This is a genomic window from Pseudoalteromonas sp. SR44-2 (genome assembly GCF_014163745.1).
Classification (GTDB): Bacteria; Pseudomonadota; Gammaproteobacteria; order Enterobacterales; family Alteromonadaceae; genus Pseudoalteromonas; species Pseudoalteromonas distincta.
Map to the genome: position 1 here is coordinate 19,530 of NZ_JACJDW010000011.1, position 22,122 is coordinate 41,651.

Below are 22,122 nucleotides of genomic sequence, written 5' to 3' on the forward strand. Positions count from 1 at the left end.
CTAGAATACTATATTATTGTTTTGTTTTTCACAACGAGACCTACTTTTCAATGTAATACTCGATTCTTTCTGAATAATAATCTTATCGGGACCACGAGGTCAACAAACCAATAACATAGTAAGCGCTCTGGTTTACAAATATTTACATTCCCTTTTTATTTTTTATTTTTAATACGCAAAAAGTAAACAATAAGCATCTCACTCATTAACTTAAATTTATTTTGGGGTGGAGGTTATGCACTAGTCATAAAACTGTAGCTAAATTTAGTTGACCACTTGTATCTTGAAGCTTTGAATTGTTGTGGTCAACTAATTCCGGACAGTGAATTAAGTTTTTCTTCAGCTACAGCAGGGGCAACCATTTGATTATGGCTATGTGGCCTGCGCCAGTTATAATAATTCATCAAATAATTGCTAATATCTTTTTCAGCTTCTTGGTAATTACTATAACCTAATAAGGGAACCCATTCTGTTTTTAAACTTCTAAATAGGCGCTCCATCGGCGCATTATCCCAACAATTACCTCGGCGGCTCATACTTTATTTTATCCGGTAACGCCATAGCCTCTGCTGAAACCTCTTTGCGCCGTATTGGCTTCCTTGATCTGAGTGAAACATCAATTCAGATGGCTCGCCTCGTTACTCGTAGGCTCTGTCTAATGCTTTAATAACCAATTCAGTATCAGGCTTATCTGACAATGCCCAGCTAACTACGCGACGAGTAAACAAGTCGATAATAACAGCCAGATAAGACCAGTTATTACCCGTCCAAATATAGGTAATACCCCCACACCAAACTTGGTTTGGGCTATCAACGTCAAACTCACGATTAAGTATGTTTGGAATGTCTGGCCGCTCCACAGTCGCCAACTTATATGAATGAGGTCCAGGTTGTTTACATACCAACTCCATGTCGCGCATGATACGGCCACCTTAAACACACCTGTCGGTAAGTCCACGTCATTCAGCATCGCTACTAACGTGCGGCTACCTGCTGACTCACGACTGAGTAAAAATAACTCATTAATCGTTGATCTAAGTTGCACCTCTTCAAGCTTTATCGATGTTACACGCTTTTTAAAATCATAAAAGCTCGAACTTGGAACATTAAAGACGCTACAGAGCATTTCCACAGACTCATGCTCACTTAATTGGTCTATCAACGAATATTGTTCATCTCGTCTGACATTAAGAGAGCTGTAGCCTTTTTTAGAATTGTTTTTTCTCTTTCAAGTCGATTAACTTTAGCTTCAAATTCCTTAATTCTCTGCTGCTCAGGGGTAAGCGCTTTGGAGTTTGGTGTTGTGCCACCGCGCTCTTCTTGTAACTGCATAACCCAACGTCGAAGGGCTGTTTCACCGACTTCTAGTGAACGAGCAGCTTCTGGAAATGAGTATCCATCATCAAGGACTAATTTTGCTGAATCAAATTTAAACTCTTGAGAAAAAGAGCGACGTTGTTTTGTCATAGAACACCTATGTTTGAGTGGTAATAATACCACCTAAATTAGTGTCCGGTTTTATTGAATCACAACACCATAACCCTGATACAAAAGCACAATAAGAGTAACTTTTCGCGGCAGGAAAAACAAAGATGCAAGATTTAGGAGCTGTGATGAGAAAGCTGATTCAAATTTGCTTTGGTGTAATAAAAAACTAAATAAATACCAATCTGAGTTAGCATTAAATTAGGGGGCGAGTGCTTTTGAAAGATGGTATCCAAATAATACTTTTATCCGCGCCAGGAGGGGGGGGTTATAACAGCCGTTTTGTATGTTGTGCTGAATTATAAAACAATGCCCTCTACCGCTTCTTACCGGTAAGGTCTTAGTTTTTATAGCCCAAGAGGAAAGAATAGGCTTAATTAAGGGGATTTTAGCAAATTACTGCTATGACATTTAGACTATAATTATATTTTATTGAGGGGTAAACAGAAAAGAGAAGCCGAAGCTTCTCTTATATTTAGCTTTAAGCTAAAAACTTTTCAAGCTCAACACCTTCAAACGCTTTAGGACGACGGCCACGGCCAGTCCATTCAATAGTCTCACCATTGAGTTCCATACGGTACTTAGGCTTAACTTTAGTGCGCTTGTCTGATGCTCCATCTTGTAAATCTTCTAGCGTAAGTCCTTTTTCTTTTAAAAGATCCAAAACTTCCTGTTTCGCTTTTTGCTGCTGGGTATATTTTGAAATTGCATCATTGATAAGCTGTTGAGCCTTTTCAAGCTCTGTTAATGATGCCGTTTTAATAAAAGATCGGACTTCTTTCATTTATATCTCGCTAAATTATATGATTGGATTTATTTAAATATTCTTTTTAAGTATAAGGCTATTTTACGAAGAAAACTATTTACCTAAAAATAAAGAGTAAAAGAAACCTATCTTTGTATAAAATCTAGCTAATTAAACTTTTTATAAGCCCATAAATGAAATAGCTTCTATCTAGCTTCATTTAATTACAATGTGCTTCATCCAAGTAAATACTGTAAATTTATTTCCCAGCTTTATTTCCGAAAAGTAATTTCCTTTGCAGGCTATAATTAGCTGTATCATTGAAGTGTAGGCATCTAATTTAAAAATATCACTAACGGCTTTAGAAGGGATCCTAAAGAGTCTTAGGTATAGCACAATATGGCCTGTAGAGTATGATTTAGTAACAGACATAAAAAATGCCACTTGATTTTATACAAGTGGCATTATTGAAGTATTAACGGGCTTTTTGAGCCTTCAATTTAGCACTTAGAGTTAAAAACTCTGAGTATAACGGAAGTACAATAAGCGGCCAATATCAAAACCACCATAATAAGAATAAGCAGAACTAGGACCTGAATACATTAGAGGACCCTGCTTATCAAATACATTGTTTGCACCAACTGATAATGTTGATTCCCACGGTGTATTGTAACTTACTTGTAGATCATTGAACGTAGTTGAACCAACTTTATTTTTAGGTGTAACAACGCCATTAGTCCACTCGCGTTCAAAGTCTGGATTACTACATCTGTCGTCAAAGTAACAATCTTCACGCATTGATGAGAAGTAACGTATACCCCAGTTAGCACTAAAGTCACCATATGACCAATTCAGCCCAACACTTGAACGAACTCTGAAGACATCTTCATGCCCAACATCAGACTCAACTTTAGCAGTTAATTCATCTGAAGATTTTGAATCATACTTAATTAGGTAAGTACTATCCATTGTAGCTCGAAAATCACCAAACTCAGTTTCAAATGCATAAGCTAAAGCGAGGTCAATACCTGATGTTTCAGTAAAACCTGCGTTACGAGTACCATAAGTTAAATCATTTACAATAGAGTTACTTGCATCACGAGAGAACATAGCACAACGTGACTCATCTCCACCAATATAACAATCTTTTAAAATATCATTAGGTGTATCAGACACGACCGTATCAGTAATTTTGATACTCCACCAATCAAGAATGATATCTAAGTTTTCAATGTAGCTTGGGTTATATACAAAACCAATTGTTTTACTAACTGATTCTTCTGGTTGTAAAAACTCATTTGAACCACTATTAAATGGAACAGGTGTTTGAGATGCAGGACCTGTTGAGGGAACAAAGCCTTGTTGTAATTGACGGTAATCTGCAGGAACGTCTTGTAAACAACGAGCGGAACCTGCAGCAGTACCATAAACAGAATCACACGGATCTATAAACCCTGTGGTAAACGTTTGAGAGCTACCACCGTATAAATCATTTATTGTAGGAGCACGGAAGCCTTCTGACCAAGTACTACGAACTAATAAATCATCAACTGGTCGCCATTCGATACCCACCTTACTATTTGTTGTATCACCAAAAGTACTGTAGTCAGAATAACGAGTTGCCAAGTTAATGCTTAGCGACTTTGCGCCTACCACATCTGACAGTATTGGAATATTTAATTCACCATATGCTTCGGTCACATCGTATTCACCGCCTGTTGGGCCTGAAGCAAGCGTTGTACTTTCGCCTAATTGAGCAAGAGCATCAGGAGTATACTGCCCTGTTTCTTCGCGGTGTTCAGCACCTAAAGCGAAAGTTAAACCACCTGCAGGTAACTCAGTAATTAAACCACTAATGTTAGCAAAATACATTGTTGTTTTAGTTTCACCGCGATAGTGAAGAGTTGGGTACAAAAAGGCTTGTACATTAGGATCCGCTAATGAATTTTCTACCGAACCAGCACCAAAGCCTGCTAATGGGTTCCAAGCTGTACATTCTGCAGTTGAGATAGGATTCGCTTCAGTGCCACATTGAACTTGACCTGATGCATTTAAAAAAGATGGACCTGTCGCGGCTTCAATTGCTGGCTTATAAAAATCACCATTACTAACTTGAAGCGATGAACTTTTACTATAAACTCCGCCAATATCCCAATCGAAATAACGATCAGCTATTTCAAATGAACCTTCAAGAGCAGCGGTAAAACGTAAAGTATCTTGGTTACTATCTGTTACACGAGGAACTTCCCAACCACGGCGAGTAAATGAAACATCTTCACCAACAGGGTTAAAATGGCTATCTCCACTAAGTACAATACCATCAGCAGCTGACTGGTATGGGTAACCTGCAATTTGTCTAGTGGCCTCACGTTCACTGTAACCAATATCACTACTAAAGTTAATATCATCGGTTAGTGCGTAGTTTGAACTAATGTAAATAGAGCGCGCGCTAATAGGAGTTTCTAAATGCATTTGTTGTTGTGCAACACTTGAACCGTTTTCATATGTCTGAGGCTCGAAATCATCAATAGAAGAAGCATCACCAGGACGCTTGGCAACAAACCATTGATCATCATAGTTAAAACGGCCATATTGACCAACTAAAGTACGGTTATTTGTGATATCGTAGCCTGGGTATGAAACCTCAGAGAATGCGCGATCTTTAGCCCAAACATCACCCTCATCACGCCACTCAGCGCCTAAAGTTATAGAGCCACGAGCGCCTGTTATGCCGGTAACCATACTAATATTTTTCTTTTCACCATCGCCTTCGTCGTACTCACCACCGTAAACGGTAAACTCAAGCCCTTCGAAATTTTTTCGAGTGATTATATTTACAACACCGGCCATAGCATCAGAGCCATACATAGCTGATGCACCGTCTTTTAATACGTCAATACGCTCAACCATTCCCATAGGAATAGCTGATAAATCTTGGTAGCCAGAGGTAGTAATACCTAGGCGCTTACCATTGATAAGTACTAATGTTCGACCCGTACCTAAATTACGTAGATTCACATAGTTACCACCAACATTCTCACCAGAAGAAAGAGGTTCTGAGCGACTTATTGGCGGCGAACCTGCCGCTGACATATTTTCAAGAAGGTCAATAACTGAAGTGAAACCTTGATTTGCGATATCTTCACGGCTAATTGTCTGAATCGGTTGTGCCGTCTCAAGGTCGGTTGAACGAATTCGTGAACCGGTAACTTGAATACGCTCTACTTTTTCAACGCCTTCATCAGCAGCCATTGAGTTTGCAGAAAATACAGCTGTAGATGCAGCACCAAAAGCTATCGCTAAGCGAACAGCTTTTGAAACTTGATTCTTTAACATTGGATTCTCCCTAGAATATTTTTTAATTATTTTGTTTTCAAAACGGTCTGCAATTAATCACAGTACCTATTTCGGTTTGAATAGTAGGCCCAACTCGAGCAAAAGGTCAACACTTTGACAACGAAAAAACACATTAATTTACAACAACTTAAAGAAACAAAAAACTAACACATTGCGATATTATCACCATTAACTAAAGAGCAATATTCCACTTTTTGGAGCCATGCTAATAAATGAAATTAAATGTAAGCAAAACTTGAAAGTGAATTAACATTTGTAGATTATGGTGTTCCTAACAAACAAAGGAATTGCTATGAAAACTCACCTCGTATGTATTTTAATACTCACTATCTCATTCTCGGCTTTCGCTGACTTAAAAGAACTTCCGGAAGAATTTTCAGATTTTAGTTTAAATAGAGATATTACTGTCTCATATGATGACTTAGATACTCTTCTAAGTTTTACTGTAATTGATACTGGAGCATCAGATCGTTCCAAACTAAATTCTCAAGCCTCCATCGGTACAAGAATGAAGTCGCATAAAAATAACGACACAGCATTAGAAGCAAATCGTTTCTTCTTTGAAGAAGTAACAAAATCAGAGATTAAAGACGGTTTTTATAAGATCAGAGTTAGCCTAGAAAGTCTGCCAAATGAAATCTCACTTAACGAACTCAGCCTTGATGAGCAACTTGCTTATTGGTTAAACCTTTACAATACAGCCATGTTAGAAAAACTAATCACACACTATCCTATTCGCGATACAGAAGATTTACTCTTTGGCAGCAATTCAATTTTAAAGGATGAGTTTTTAAATGTTGCTGGCCATAAACTTTCTTTAAACGACATACAACAAAATATTGTTTTTAAAAAGTTTGGTATAAAAAAACCAATAGTTATGTATGGGTTTTATCAAGGAAATATAGGAAGTCCTAACATTCGTGCCGAAGCATATAAAGGAAACAAGGTTTATCATCAATTAGTTGAAAACGCTGAAGAATTCGTCAATTCAAATAGAGGAACTAGTATCAAGCGAAAAAATCGCCTTTATGCCTCTAAGTACTATGAGCAAGTTAAACCATTATTCGAAAACTTCGAGAAAGATTTACGAGAGCACCTAAAAGACTATGCAAACCCGCCAATGAGCTCTGATATAAAATATGCTAAGAGCTTTAAAATAGGTATCGAAGATTGGAGAATCACTGATATTTATGGCACAGAGCGAAAGTTTGGTGGCGCAGCGTCAACAAACCCTGCAGCCATGCTCAATGCTGTTGCAAATAACTCATCAAAACCAATAGGAGCTGATGGCGCAGGTTCAGGACTAGGTGCTGTTAACATAAGCTTTTTATCTAATTCTATTTCGGAGAAAACGATGGACTTTGGCCGCTTTTCTCCAGAAATGCTCGAAAAAATTAGAGCTCTCAAGCTAAAAGAAACTGATAATAGTGGCTTTGTAAAAATAAAAGACCTTTAATAAATTTTATTATTTAACTTTAAAAAACACCCTGTTAACATGGTACGAAAAATAGGGTGTTTTATGTCTAACTTTCTTAACTCTGCGCTCGCTGCTTATAATTCACGCCAATATAACCAAGCTATTCTTTTTTTAAACAAATGTGATATTAAAACTGTTGATTGGTATATTTTACTTGCCGCTACATATAGCGCACTTAACCAAAATGAAAATGCCGAACAAACATATTCTTACGCAGTAAATAAGTTTCCTTCATCCCTCCCTCTAATTGAAAACTATACAAACTTGCTGTGCAGAACTGCTAAACATTCGTTATGTTTAAACTTTTTAAAAAACACAAGGTATTTGGCACAAAGCGAAAAGGTATCTCTGAATTTTATAGAAAGCTTGATCAAAACCAACCAGTTGTTACAAGCAAAAAAGGAACTTTCTAAAACCGTATCTGATGAAACCTTAAAAGAGAGATATCACTGGTTAAAGCTTGAATTACTAGAACGTTTGGGTGACTTAGAATTAGTTGAAAGCTATTACCTCTCTTTACCTGCCGATTTAAAAAATCAATTTTTATTTAAATATAAACGTGCTTGTAATTTTCGCAATATGGGTAAATTCGACAATGCTTTAGATATATTTTTAATGCTAAGCGATAAGCAGAACAAGTATAGCCCCGAGGTTAACTTTTTGATTGGCTGTACTTACTATGATTTACTAAAGTTTGAGCTCTGTGAGCAGTATTTAAAACGATGTCTTGAACAGGCTCCTAACTATATACCTGCGCATGAGTGTTTAAATAAATTATACTGGGATCGTGCAAACAAATCAGCCCTTATGAGCTCCTACAATAGTACATTCTTAAAGCATGCTAAAAACCCACAACTAGTTCAATCACAACTAGCTCAGCTTTTACATTTTAAAGATTTTAATCAAGCCCTTGATGTATCTTCACAAGCAATTAGGCTCTTCCCTGATAACTTAGACATAAAACATGCTCATGGCATCATTTTAGGTAAGCATGGGCAAAGTGATAAAGCATTCATTATATTAGATGAGCTTGTATCACAGGCTCCCCAATCAGCAAGATATAGTGTAGATTTGGCAAACTACTGTATTGAAAATTTTGAATATAAAAAAGCAATACTGCACTTAAACACTGCAGTTAAACACAACCCTTTTAATCAAGAAATCTGGGCTTATTTATCCACAGCTTGGCGCTTAGCTAAAGACGATAAATATCATTGGTTAACTAATTACGATATGTTTGTTAAAACAATGGCTCTACCTACGCCTAAAGGCTACAAGTCGTTTGACTCTTTTGGGAAGGAACTCAAGGAACTATTACTTACTTTACACACTAAAGAACAAGACCCGCTTGATCAAAGTGTTCGAAGAGGAAGTCAAACTGAAGGACACTTACTCTATCGCTCAAATACGTTACTCTCATTATTTAAGCAGTCAATGGAGTCATGTATATCTACTTACTTAAATGATTTACCAGCAGATAGTATGCACCCATTAACGGCAAGAAATAGCCTAAACTTTACTGCCAAAGGCAGCTGGTCAGTAAAACTAGAAAATGGAGGATATCATGCCAATCATATTCATCCTCACGGTTGGTTGTCAGCACCCAGCTATATTTCTATACCTGATGAAATGAGTAAAAATGATCCACTTAAAAATGGATGGTTAAAGTTAGGAGAAACATGCCTTGACCTAGGAAAAAGAGAATCAATAGATCGCGAGATATGCCCTGAAAGTGGACAAATTATCATTTTTCCTAGCTATATTTGGCATGGCACAAATGAGCTTAAAAGCGATAGACCTCGCTTAACAATACCTAGCGATATTATGCCAATTGGTTAATCTAGTTGATTGAAATTCAAACTAGTGCTATAAAAACAAACAAACAAAAACAAAGGATTGATCATGATAAAATGCTTGCTACTTATAATCGCTATTGTTTTTATTCCAGTGAAAGCTGAAGAATTCTCTTTACCCAAAGAGTTTTCAGATTTTGGCTTAAATAGGGATATAAGCATATCTTATGAAGACCTAGACCAACTTCTAGAGTTAACCGTTATTGACATGGGTTTATCTGATAGGACTATTCTAAAACCAATAGTAGGTAATGGCACAAGGTTACGATCTAATAAAGACAGAGATACGGCTTTAGAGGCTAACCGCTTTTATTTCGAAGAAGTTGTAAAATCGGATATTAAGCTAGGTTTTAAAGTAATTCGCCAAAGCCTAGAAAAAGTACCTGAAGAAGTCCCTTTAAACGCATTAACCTTAGATGAGCAATTAGCTTATTGGCTAAACTTATATAATACAGCCATTATTGAAAAGTTAATTGAACATTACCCAGTTAGAAATGCAAAAAAATTACTCGAAGGTGAAAACTCAATACTAAACGATAAATTTATAAATGTTTCAGGTCATACCTTGTCACTTAATAATATTCAACATGATATCGTTTTTAAGAAATTTGGGAATAAGAAAATAGTAATGTATGGCTTCTATCAAGGGATAATCGGAAGTCCGAATTTACGTAACGAAGCTTACACAGCTGATAAGGTATATCAACAACTTTCAGGTAATGCTGAAGAGTTTGTAAACTCCAACCGAGGCGTTCAAGTTAAAAGAAATCGTCTAAGCGTTTCTATTTTTTATGATCAAGCAAAAACTTTATTTCCTGACTTTGAGAACGATCTACTAAAGCATATTTTAAACTATTCTGATTCTTCTATTAACTCACAAGTAGAAGATTCGGAAGAATTAATTCTAGCTATTGAGGACTGGAATGTAACCGACATATACGGCACTGAGCGCTCATTTGGTGAGGGTAATGCCACCAACAAAGCGGCCTTACTCAATGCCGTAGCAGCCAATAGTAACGTGCCTGGTGCAGGCGCTATGAACCTTAGCTTCCTAAGCGATATGTTATCCTCTAAAGTTAGCTCTCAATCTCGCTTTTCACCTGCAGTATTAGACAAAATTAATAAGCTTCGTCTCAAGAAAAAAATTAATAGTAGTAGTGTTAAAATAAAAGACTTACCCACTAAATAATTAAATTGTATTCAGCGCTCTATTGAGTGCTGAATACTCTCAGTGATTAATCTAATACATTATTAAACTCTTCAAAATCAGAAATAGATAAGCTTTCTTTAATATACCTACTGAAATTTTTATATCTTCCCGATGAAGATGTATAAAGAGGCTTTCTCACCTGCCAAACACTAGCAGTACTTACAATATTTTTTTGTTGATGAAATAAACCGCTTTCACCTTGGTATTTTACGCCTAAAAATTCGAACAGAGGCAATAATACCCCCTCGGGCTTTGAAACAAGTTCATCATAATTGACTGTAAAAATATCATTAGGATACTTTTTTAGCCAATGTGCTTTAACACGCTGCTGCGCTTTATGATAGTGCACTGTATCATTCAGTGCGGTCGCATAATTCAAACTTGGGCCTAAATGTTGAAAGTAACCCGATAAACTGTTATCTCTAATATCGCGCTGTGTCCAAATAACTTTTGCTTCAGGGTACATCATTTTAATTATATCAATGTATAAGTAGTTCTCAGGCCGTTTATCAGTAACAAGACTACTTTTTCCCGCTCTTAACTTTAATTCTTTCTCATAACCTTGCTGAAATAATGTTGAGTTAACCGTGCTTGACAGCACTTTAGGCTTATCAATTAGATTGAATAGTTGCTTATGCAAGTAATCAATCTCTCCTCCATTGCTAATCACCTCAGAAGTGCAAATTATTTGTTCTATTAAGGTTGAACCAGACCTAAACATGCCACAAATAATAATTGGAACAATATCGCCAGTCTTACTTTTTACGTTACTAAGCTCTCTTGCTAGTGTGCTACTTACTTGATGTTCAATATCAACTCTGTTGTATTGCGGGATATATTTTCGATTAAAACTATTGGCTTTAGTATAATAAGACCATGATTTTTCATAATCTTTGCTATCGTCAAAGGCTTTTCCAAGCGCATAATACATATCAGCTTTTAACACATCATCTTCTGTAGCTTCTAAAATAGATAGGCTTTTTAGTTCGTATTCTAACGCTTCTTTTTTATTAAATGTTTGTATATCAGCAATTCTCGCATGCGCCAGACCATATAAAGGATTTATCTTTAATACCTGATTAAAGCTCTTTAAACAGTTTTGCTTATCACCAAGCTGCTCATATATATTAGCAAGATTAAAATAGGCATTAATTTTATTTGGCTCAACTGTAATTGCCTGCTGTAAATAATTAGTCGCAGTCCCATAATCAATTAAAAGCTCAGAGTAGACGGATGCTAACTCTACATAAGCGGTATATATGTCGTGGTAACCAAGCTCGATAGCTGCTAATAAAGATGTACTTGCAAGAGTACCTTTGCCATCTTTTTTTGCCATTTCACCCAATTGAAAATATGACATTGCGCTATCCGGTACTATTTCAGTGTATTTTTTAAGTAAGTCTATTGCTAAAGAGAATTCATTACTGGCGGCATATAACTGACAAAGAGTATTTACATAATCGAATTTTTTGGGGGCTATTGAAATGAGTCTTCTACAAACTTCCTTACTTTTTAGTAAATCTCCTTCATTCATAGCTACTTTAAACAATACAGCTAAAGCTTGCTCATTAACTTCAGGGTTGTCGCATAAACCTTCTAGGGTAGCTTTACCTGCCACAATCTTTCCACTATTCAATTGCTGTATTGCAAACAGTAAACTGTCTTTTACCGATTTCATTTTTTCCCCATAAAAAAAGCGAGCCTAAGCTCGCTTAATATACATTAATTAATTCAAATTAGAATTTTAATGAAAGGCTCGCATGGAAGTAACGACCTAACGAATCGTAGTAACCAGCAATAGCATTTGCGTTTGTTGATAATGAACCACCAACTAGAGGTGCCTCTTTATCCATAACGTTGTTAACACCTACTAATAAAGACGTGTAATCATTAATAGTAAATGTACCTTTAAGGTCAATATAGCTTTGTGAGCTAATACCGTCGTCTTGTACTAATGTATCAGCACCAGTGTAATCGTTTACACCGCTGAAGAAACGCCATTTAGCAGTAGCTCTCCACCAGCTGCCCGTGTCGTAGCTAGCAGATACAACATGACGCCATTCTGGTTGAGGGAAACAACCGTTATCTAATGAGTCAACACAGTCATATACTTCACTTACACCAGGAATATTATCAAATTCCTTAGTTAACATGTAGGTACCAATGATACTAGTTTTTAATGTACCTTCAGCAATTTCCATATCGTAGTTTGCGCTTAAATCGATACCTTCGTAATGGATATTACCTAAGTTAGTATTTGTAGCAACAACTTGGCCAGAACCTATCCAAAGGCTACCACTACCAGGTGTACGGTCTACGTTATCACAAAATACAGCCGCGCCGCTTTTACCACATTGTGTAACTAGAATTTCTGGGTCAATATTACCAATCGCGTCTTCAAGTTCAATATCCCAGTAATCGATTGAGAAGTTGAAGTTTTCAAATGGGTTACCAACAACACCTAAAGTAATAGTATCAGCGATTTCTGGAGATAAATCTGGATTACCACCAAACAGAGCATTATATTGATCCGCAGGGCTCTTACCTACATTGCCATACTGACTTGCAGAAACACCTGTATTTGCACACTCAGCAGCTGTTAGGCTTGGTGTACCAGCACATGGATCAGTACCGGGCCATAAACCAGTGCTTTGTTGAGCGAATAGCTCACCATTGTTTGCTGCACGAACTGCACGGTTGTAGCTTGAACGAATTTTCCAATCGCCTGTTACATCCCAGTTCATTGCCACTTTATAAGTCGGCTCAGCACCTGAAGTGCTATAGTCTGACCAACGGTAGCCTAATTCAACAAGTAAACTTTCAACTAACGGTAAATCTTCAACGATTGGTAGGCTAAGCTCACCAAACACTTCACGTACTTGATAACCACCATTTAAACTCTTCGTAGTACCACCTTGGCCTAGTAATAGACCTTGTGCATATACTTCATCAGCTGTTCTACTGAATGTTTCTTCACGATACTCTGCACCAAATACTGCAGCAACTGGGTACTCTGAAGATGGAAGTGAGAAATCGAATTCGCCAGTAACAAAACCACTTACAATCAATTGCTCAGTAACACCGTTCAAGATTGCCGTACCAGTAAGTGACTGTGCAGCTTCTTCAGTTACACCATCAAACTGAAAAACATCGTACGGAATACAACCAGAAGTCGCGCTACAATCTTCACCATTTGCTGATAAAGCGGTGATTATACGCGGACCAAAGAAATCATTTTCATATGCTGAAGAAGATGACGTTGAACCGTATTGAGCAAATGCTTCGTAAGACCAAAGGTCGTTAATTTCGCCTTTACTACCTAATACTAAACGGAAAGAGTTATGTTCAAGGCTGTCTGCACGAGGGCCACCTTCAACGTTACGCTTACCAATATAAGTTGCAAACTGATCACCAGAAGTCAATCCAAAGCGCTCAGTTAGTTGTGCACGTTGTGTATCATTTAATAATGGGCTATCAAAATCAATTGAGTAATTATCATTAAAGAACGTACCAGACTCAGCAATCTGCGCTGTAGTGCGGTTACGCATAAACATTGCTTCCATGAACGGACGGAAGCTATCATTGATTTCGTAGTTAGCAAACATACCTAATGTATGACGTTCATCAGGACGCATAAAGTGGTTAATTGGCGCGTAGTTATATGTATTACCAACTGAAGGAATAAAGCTGCTATCTTGACCTAGAGTCCAGTATTCGTACTGGCCTTCACCAAAGTCTACAACACCGTCAGCGTTAGGAGCTGAGATATAAAAGTTAGGGTTAACAGCATTACCTGAACCACCACAAGCTGTACCAGCAGCATTTAGAGCACAAGATGAGTAATCACGTGCACCTTGGCGTAATTCATTTTGTCTGTTGTAAGTAAAGTAAGCTACTGCATGACCCCTACCACTATCAAATGCACCACCTAGGGTCGCTGCAAAATCAAATGACGCGCCATCAAGACCCGTATTACCTTCTTCATATTCAAAGCCAGCATCATCCATTAGGCCTTGCATGTATTCATTATCGTTATTATGTTGGTAAGCAGTTGTACCTACATTAACTTCAAAACCTTCAAACTGATCGTTCATTACAAAGTTTACAACACCAGCAACAGCATCTGCACCGTAAGTAGATGAACCACCACCAGTCATTACATCTACGCGTTTAATTAGCGCAGCAGGAATTTGGTTAATATCAGCTGATTGTGTGTAAATACCACCTGCTTGCATACGACGACCGTTTACAAGAACAAGAGTACGCTGAGCGCCCATACCACGTAAATCAAGGGTTGCAGTTCCCGAAGCACCATTTGATTGGAAAGAAGTATTAGACGCTTCTAGTTGCGGTAAGCTATTCATCATGTCTTCAACACGAGTAAAACCTGCAACAGCAATTTCTTCAGCAGTTGTTACTTGCACTGGGCTAGCTGTTTCCATATCTGTACGTTTGATACGTGAACCAGTAACTTCAATTCGTTCAACCTTATCAACTTTTTCTTCATCAGCAGCAAACGAACTTGCTGAAAAAGCAGCTGTTGAAGCTGTACCGAAAGCTATCGCTAAGCGAACTGCTTTTGAAACTTTATTATTTAACATTTGATTCTCCCAGAATACTTTATATTTTTTATATTTTTTGCTTGATTACCATTTGTTAATAAATGGTAATCATACGTCATGATAATACCAGCAACACAATGTGGTCAACATAAAATTAACTTATTGTTAATTACCAACACTTTCACAGCTAAAGCATTACAATTTAAAATCAAAAAATTTACATTGGCATTATTAAATAGCGCCATTACTGCATTAGGAGAAATTATAAAAAGGTGGGATTGAATTCACAAAGGTTAACTTTTAGCTTACGGTAACTTAAAAGAGAGAGGTTTGAGTGCTCTTTGATAGCGTCACTTCCATAGCACTAAAAATCATTTCGGCTATTGGGTCTAATTGTTTTTTTATATACAAAGGATAATTCAGTCTTTTATTTGTATCACTGAGCTCTGGTCCATCAAATGTGTAAACATACTCTATAATTTGCCCTCGTTTCACCTCAAAGTTTGGGTTCTGGGCTTTATATTTTTTAACTGCTTGGACATGTGGTGGAATATTCTTTTTATATTCAGTTAAATTTTGTCCTAACCTTTTTCTATAAATTAATTTATCGTCAAATTCTCCATTTTGTAAACGCCTAGAGTAAGAATTAACTAACTCCTCTAAAAGGCTTATTTTATAGTCACTACTGAACAAAGCTTCAAACAACTCTACTTGAAACTCTTGAGCGAACTCAGTCCAATCACTTCGAACTGCTTCAACACCTTTAAATACTAGCTCATTGTGATTTTTATTAATTTTTTGACCTACATATCGTTTTTTAGAGCCCATCGTTTTCCCCCTAATTGTAGGCATAAAAAAAGGACTGTATAAGGTTTCAAATTCAATCTCCAAAAAGCTCTCTAAGTCGTGCTTCTGACTAATTTCTTGTACCCACTGTTGATTGATATTAATAGCTAATTGTTTACCAATTTCATCGCATTGAAGCGTATTCAAACCGTCATCCAAAGTAATGAATATTGAATCTGTATCGCCATAAATTACATTGTACCCACACTCCTCTATCCATTTTTTTGTGGTTTGCATTATATCGTGCCCACGTAGTGTGATTGAACTTGAAAGACGTGGATCGTAAAAGCGACACCCCCGAGAACCAAGCACTCCATATAAGCTATTCATTATAATTTTTATAGCCTGCGATAACATAGGTTTTTGGCTATCTTTTGCTTCTTGTCTTGTTATTGATAGAGTTTTTATAAGGGCTGGTAAATGATTTTTATGTCTTGAAAAAAGTGCATTATTATATCCTGAAATTGCATCTTTTGGATTGAGCAACCCCTCAATTAAACCAAGAGGGTCTATACAAAAAGTACGCATAATTGATGGATATAAGCTTTTAAAGTCGAGTACAAGTACATTTTTATAAAACCCCGGTTTTGAAGACATTACATACCCTCCAGGACTATCAAAACTTAAGCCATGATCTCCTAAATTAGGTGCTACATAACCACTTCGGTGAAGTAAGGGCAGATAAAGGTTAACAAATGAAGCGACTGAACCGCCCATTCTATGAAGTTCAAGCCCCGTTAATTGACTCCTAACAACAGCAAAATCAAGTAAATTTAATTTGTTAAAAATACGTAGAACCAGTACGCAATCTTGTCTATTGTATTTCGCAAGGGATAACTTATTATCATTAAATTGGCGTTCAATTTCTGCTAGCTGGTCACTTGAACTGATGAACTTTTTCTCACCAAGCTCCTTAGCAGCTACATTTGATAGGCTAAAGCTATCATAGTGGTAGGTCGCATTTTTTAACGTGTCTATACCGTCTATAACAACTCTTCCTGGTATAGTTAATCGAGTATAATGGCCTACTCGTAATTTTATTTTTTCGTTATTACGTCCAAGACGCAATTCTATACCTAGAGTTTCAGCTCTGGAGTGAAGAACAGAAAAATCAAACTCAATGACGTTCCAACCAATAATAAGATCTGGATCTGTTTTTGCTATAAAGTGCTGTAATTTTTGTAAAAGATCGATTTCATCAACACACCATATTACTTCAATTGCATCACTATATTTAATAGGACTGCCAATCATTAATACGCAATCAATGCCATGACCGACCAAACCAATAGAGAATAATACCCCTTCTCCATTGCATTCGATGTCTAAAGAAACTGTTTTAAACTTAGGATTTACATCTGGGTTATTTTTAAATTGGCAATTGGTTAACAGCCTATATCCGTTTTTATGTGTAATATCTCCTCTCACCCATGTGGAGCCTTTAATAAATCGCTCCATTAAAAAGCGATCTATAGGGCGTATGTCATCTTCGTATGTCACAATGCCCTCTGCGCTTAGAGCTTTTAACGCATTATAGTAATGTTTAAGTGATTTAAAGTAGCAACCAGCCACAGTCCCTTGCTGGAAATCTTTTAATTCTACAGGGACAATTTCAAAAGAAACATCTGAGAGCCGCAGTACTTTTTCTACCGTCGCTTTATCCTTTAACTTGATAAAAAAAACAACTGACTCTGGTAAGCTAATTGCTTTTAATGGCCCTTTTTCAGTTAAAAGCCAAATAACAAAACTTACGCCCAAAGGTGAATCAACTGTTTCTGTAGAGAGAATAAACCCCGAGTCTAAGTGCATTAATGAAATAAGCCTTGTAATAAAAAACGACAAAAATAAAATTTGTAAAGCAGGTTATATTTTATTTCTTTCTAAGTTAGTCTTAAGAAAAAATAATATGAGCATTCAATGAGCCCTTCTGAAATTATCCAACACGCTAATAATCTCCTTCAACAAAACAAGCTTCAACAAGCCAAAAAAATAATATTATCTTTAATTCAAACTGCACCAGAGCACCATCAAGCTTGGCAAGTATTAGCCCAAGTACATCGACAGTTAAAAGAGCAAGAGCAATACCAACAAGCCATTAAACAATATGAGATGATTGCTTGGTTTAACCAACGTTTAGATAAAGCGAATCAGCATCTATTAAACAAAGAATTAAAACCAGCAGAAAACATTGCCCATGAGTTGCTCAAGCTTGTAGCGAATGAATACCGTGTTTTAGTGTTATTAAGTAAAATAGCTTTTCAGGCAAACGACTTAAAAACGTATTTGGCTATTACTTCTCATAATATAAATATAAACAGCACAAAATCAGCCGCTTATGATGCGCACATTGAAGCATTATTTAATACAAAGCAATATTTAGAACTAATCTCTTTTTATAATAGGTCGACCAAATTAGTTACTTTACTACCACAATCCCAAAGTCTACTCGCTGCTGCCTATGTAAAAATGATGGACTTCAAAAATGCATCTCTAAATTACCAATCTTTGTTAAATAAAAATTATTACCCCGCATATTGCAATTTAAGACTTGGAAACATAGAAAAGATAATTGGCAATAACCAAAGTGCTATTGCGTACTATTGCAAAACAATAGAACTAGCTCCCCATATCGGCGAAGCCTATTGGAACTTAGCAAACTTAAAAACATATACTTTCACTCAGCTTAATATAGCTAATTTAGAACAGCAGATAACAATAGACTCAAATAAATTGAATAAAGCACAACTTCACTTTGCTTTAGCTAAAGCATATGAACAACATAGCAGGTACGAAGATGCCTTTTTGCAGCTAAGAATAAGTAACGATTTACAAAAGTCACTTACCCCTTACATTACTAATGACTTTAATGAGCGCTGTAAAAAATACCTAACCAAAAAAGTAGCCAATACAGTACATACCTCAACCGAAAATGAAGTCCAGCTAATATTTATTGTAAGCTTGCCAAGAAGTGGCTCTACACTTATTGAGCAAATACTGGCATCGCATAGCTATGTTGACGCTAGCTATGAATTATCAGAAATCACTTCTATTGCAGTAGAGTTAGAAAACCTTCAGATAAAAAGCAACGTACCTTATAAGCTAAATAGTTTGACTCAAGAGCACTTGGCAACATTAGCCAAACGCTATTTAAAATTCATTGAACCTTTTCGCAATAACAAGCCTTACTTTATTGATAAACAACCAGTCAACTTTCAACATATTGCTCTTATCAAAACTTTATTTCCTAATGCAAAAATAATCGATGTACAACGAGATAAAAAAGCGACTGCATGGAGCCTTTATAAGCACTCATTTTCACAAGGCCATAGTTATAGCTACGATCAGGAAGATTTAGCTCACTACATGAATGAATATTATAAGCTGATGACACATTGGCATAGCGTATATCCTGACGAAATATATACAATTAATTATGAAAGCTTAATAAACAACTTCACTGAAACGGTTAATGATTTATTTGAACATTGCAATTTAGTAGTAGAGCAAGCGTGTTATGAGTTTTATAATAATCAACGTCCTGTTTTAACTCCCAGTTCAGAACAAGTACGTAAGCCAATTTACAAAGAAGCGCTGACTGACTGGAAAAAATATGCAAATCATCTAACGCCACTGCTTAATAGGCTAAATTAGTAAACAAGCTGCTTGTAGTTACACTCTTATAACTCTAAAATCCATAGCACTGTAATTATATACATACTTTAGGTAAATCATCCCATGCTTTCTGACTCACTAAAAAAAACAATTAGGCAAGTACACCAGCATGTGGCTAGTAACCTAAAAGATTATCGCCCTCGTAGCAGTCAAAATTATCTTGTAGCCGAAATAGCAAAAACACTTGCTGGCGAATACCATAAAAAGCAGCGCATTTGCGTAATTGAAGCAGGCACTGGTACCGGTAAGTCTCTTGCCTATTGTTTAGGCGCGTTGCCTCTTGCCTTAGCGCAAAAAAAGAAGTTAGTTATTTCTACCGCAACGGTTGCACTGCAAGAACAATTAATAGCAAAAGAACTCCCATTTTTTAAAAAGCATTCAGGCCTCGACTTTAAATTTGATTTAGTAAAAGGTCGCCATCGTTATATTTGCGCTCACAAATTACATAATGCTGTAAACGGCGATAGCCAAACACAAATGGACTTTATGCCAACGCTTACCTCACCATTGAGCGCAATGGAAACCAAGTGTTTAAATGAGCTATATAACGCCTATGTGAATAAAAAATGGCAAGGCGATAGAGACAGTTGGGCCGATACTGTATCCGATAGAGTGTGGAACTTAATAGCCTGCGATAAACATTCATGCCAACGCCAAATGAAGGCCCATCAAACGTGTCCGTTTCAGCTTGCTCGTAATCAATTAATGCAAATGGATGTATTGGTAATTAATCACTCTTTATTACTTGCCGATTTAGACCTAGGCGGCGGTAAAATTTTACCAGAGCCCGACAACACCATTTATGTAATTGATGAAGCGCACCATTTAGCACATATAACACGCGACTTTTCATCGGCTGCTGCAACAATTAAAGGCACGATAGAGTGGCTTGATAAGCTCACCAAGTTTAGCGGGAAAATGGCGAAGGTTTTAGTGGGGCAAAGAGCTATTGGGCAAAACTTTAAACTTTGCGACAGTATTAATGACGCGAATAAAGATTTAAAAGTAGTTCGCGATATTCTCGATAATGCTGACTTTGAATATTCGAAAGACGATACTTATCGCTTTGAGCACGGTGAAATTCCACAATCGCTGCACAGTAAAGCAAAAGACATAAGCGAAGCCACGCAAGATGCGCTGCGCTGTTTAAACAAAATGCACGACACCCTTACCCAAGATGTAAGCGACGGCGACATAAAACCTTACGTTGCCGACCCAATACTAGGCGAAAGCGGTCAATACATAAACCGCTTAGAGCAACTAAACAAACTATGGTTTAGTTACGCAAAAAAAGGCGAAGGTGCTCCCCATGCACGGTGGATAAAACGTCTTGAATATAAAAGCCATCACGACCACTTATTAAGCGACTGCCCTATCGAGGTCGGTTATTATTTAAAAGATAAATTGTGGCGAGAATGCGCGGGCGCTGTTTTATGCTCTGCTACATTAAGTGCACTGGGCTCATTTGATCACTTTGCTTACGAAACAGGGCTTGCTAAAGAAGAGGGCGTTAAATTTATTAAAGTACCTTCTCCTTTTGATTACCCAAAACAAGCCACTTTACGTATTCCGGTATCTAAAGTAGAACCTACCGATAAAGACTTTAGTGATCACCTAGCTAAAACTTTACCAGAGTACTTAAATGATAAAAAAGCGAACCTTGTACTATTCGCTTCTTACTGGCAAATGGACCATGTAACAAAGTTTCTTAGAACAAAAGGTTTTAACTTATTAGTACAAGGTGAGATGTCGCGAGAAGCTTTACTTAAGTTACACACCAAAAATGTAGACGAAGGCAAAGGCAGTATTTTATTTGGAACACAAAGCCTTTCGGAAGGGCTTGATTTACCAGGGAAATATTTAGAGAACTTAATAATTACTAAAATCCCGTTTGCTGTACCTACTTCGCCGATAGAAGAAGCGCAAGCAGAATTTGTACAAAGCAAAGGTGGTAACCCGTTTTTAACGATTACCGTGCCAGACGCCGCAAAGAAATTGGTACAAAGCTGTGGTAGACTGCTGCGAAAAGAGAGTGATGAAGGCTGTATTACTATTCTCGATAGACGCTTAGTGACTAAGCGATACGGTAAAGCCATGCTCGACACCCTACCACCTTTTAAAAGACAAATAGATTATTAATGTTTGAACTCGCACTCGATCCAACAACCTGGGCTGTTTTATGTGCTGTTGCACTTGCCGCAGGTTTTATAGACGCTATCGCCGGTGGCGGTGGCATGTTAACTGTACCCGCTTTATTAACTGCTGGCTTACCTCCACATTTAACATTAGGCACCAATAAATTAGCGGCTAGTTTTGGCTCGTTAACGGCAAGCTATACATACTATAAAAAGAACTTATTTAGTCCTAAGTTTTGGGCAGCCTCTATTATTGCTACCGCAATAGGTGCATTGATAGGGACTGTTATTGTTGATCATTTAAGTATCGATTTTTTAAACAAACTACTCCCGATTATTATTATTTTAGTTGCTGGCTATAGCTTATTTGGTAATTTAAGTACTACCGAAGGCGATGAACTTCCTAAACTAAACAAAGCGATGAAAATAAAACAATGGCTACAAGGTTTAGCATTAGGCTTTTTTGATGGTTTAGCAGGCCCAGGTACGGGTACATTTTGGACTGCTTCTAATGGCATGCTTTACAAAATGAACCTGCTACTCAACTGTGGTTTAGCGCGTTCAATGAACTTTGTGTCTAACTTTATATCTTTAATTACCTTTGTTGCACTCGGCCATGTAAACTTTTTACTTGGCATAACAATGGGCTTTTTTATTATGCTAGGCGCATGGTTTGGGGCGCATTCAGCAATACGTTTTGGTAGCAAATTTATTCGCCCAGTATTTAATACTATGGTTATACTTTTAGCATTAAAACTAATTTACGAGGCTTACTTTTAA

11 protein-coding genes and 1 pseudogene are annotated in these 22,122 nt (G+C 37.0%); 6 read left to right on the forward strand and 6 right to left on the reverse strand.

Annotation, left to right across the window (positions count from 1 at the left end; all coding sequences use genetic code 11):
• Positions 1 to 305 precede the first annotated feature (305 nt).
• The 3 genes and pseudogenes from H5115_RS08695 to H5115_RS08705 form a co-directional block, all read right to left on the reverse strand.
• A pseudogene (locus H5115_RS08695) lies at positions 306 to 1,467 on the reverse strand (IS3 family transposase).
• A 499-nt stretch (positions 1,468 to 1,966) separates the two neighbouring features.
• On the reverse strand, positions 1,967 to 2,269 hold the full coding sequence (locus H5115_RS08700) for an H-NS family nucleoid-associated regulatory protein (RefSeq protein ID WP_002958250.1): 303 nt from the start codon (positions 2,267 to 2,269) through the stop codon (positions 1,967 to 1,969).
• 474 nt (positions 2,270 to 2,743) lie between these two features.
• A complete protein-coding gene (locus H5115_RS08705) occupies positions 2,744 to 5,566 on the reverse strand; it encodes a TonB-dependent receptor domain-containing protein (RefSeq protein ID WP_182754805.1) in 2,823 nt (940 codons plus the stop codon).
• A 313-nt stretch (positions 5,567 to 5,879) separates the two neighbouring features.
• Here H5115_RS08705 and H5115_RS08710 point away from each other — a divergent pair, with 313 nt between their 5' ends.
• The 3 genes from H5115_RS08710 to H5115_RS08720 all read left to right on the forward strand — a co-directional run bounded on the left by H5115_RS08710 (position 5,880) and on the right by H5115_RS08720 (position 10,106).
• Positions 5,880 to 7,043 (forward strand): DUF547 domain-containing protein, encoded by a 1,164-nt coding sequence (locus H5115_RS08710; protein WP_182754807.1) that lies wholly within the window; start codon positions 5,880 to 5,882, stop codon positions 7,041 to 7,043.
• A gap of 63 nt (positions 7,044 to 7,106) precedes the next feature.
• Entirely contained in the window at positions 7,107 to 8,903 is a 1,797-nt protein-coding gene (locus H5115_RS08715) for a putative 2OG-Fe(II) oxygenase (protein WP_182754809.1), read from the forward strand.
• A 63-nt stretch (positions 8,904 to 8,966) separates the two neighbouring features.
• Positions 8,967 to 10,106 (forward strand): DUF547 domain-containing protein, encoded by a 1,140-nt coding sequence (locus H5115_RS08720; protein WP_182754811.1) that lies wholly within the window; start codon positions 8,967 to 8,969, stop codon positions 10,104 to 10,106.
• Between the two features lie 46 nt (positions 10,107 to 10,152).
• Here H5115_RS08720 and H5115_RS08725 read toward each other — a convergent pair whose 3' ends face one another.
• From H5115_RS08725 to H5115_RS08735, 3 genes are all read right to left on the reverse strand, one after another.
• Complete coding sequence (locus H5115_RS08725) at positions 10,153 to 11,805, reverse strand: tetratricopeptide repeat-containing sulfotransferase family protein (protein ID WP_182754813.1); 1,653 nt, start codon at positions 11,803 to 11,805, stop codon at positions 10,153 to 10,155.
• Positions 11,806 to 11,863: 58 nt separating this feature from the next.
• The gene (locus H5115_RS08730; RefSeq protein WP_182754815.1) at positions 11,864 to 14,728 is read right to left on the reverse strand and encodes a TonB-dependent receptor domain-containing protein; all 2,865 of its coding nucleotides are present in this window, start codon (positions 14,726 to 14,728) and stop codon (positions 11,864 to 11,866) included.
• Positions 14,729 to 15,004: 276 nt separating this feature from the next.
• Positions 15,005 to 17,344, reverse strand: coding sequence for a DNA polymerase II (locus H5115_RS08735; RefSeq protein ID WP_182754817.1), 2,340 nt, complete (start codon positions 17,342 to 17,344; stop codon positions 15,005 to 15,007).
• A gap of 108 nt (positions 17,345 to 17,452) precedes the next feature.
• Between H5115_RS08735 and H5115_RS08740 the strand changes: the two genes are divergently transcribed.
• From H5115_RS08740 to H5115_RS08750, 3 genes are all read left to right on the forward strand, one after another.
• Positions 17,453 to 19,186, forward strand: a complete 1,734-nt coding sequence (locus H5115_RS08740) for a tetratricopeptide repeat-containing sulfotransferase family protein (protein WP_182754819.1) — start codon at positions 17,453 to 17,455, stop codon at positions 19,184 to 19,186.
• An 84-nt stretch (positions 19,187 to 19,270) separates the two neighbouring features.
• The gene (gene dinG, locus H5115_RS08745) at positions 19,271 to 21,346 is read left to right on the forward strand and encodes an ATP-dependent DNA helicase DinG (RefSeq protein WP_182754821.1); all 2,076 of its coding nucleotides are present in this window, start codon (positions 19,271 to 19,273) and stop codon (positions 21,344 to 21,346) included.
• Positions 21,346 to 22,122 (forward strand): TSUP family transporter, encoded by a 777-nt coding sequence (locus H5115_RS08750; protein ID WP_002958254.1) that lies wholly within the window; start codon positions 21,346 to 21,348, stop codon positions 22,120 to 22,122. Before dinG ends, H5115_RS08750 begins: the two co-directional genes overlap by 1 nt.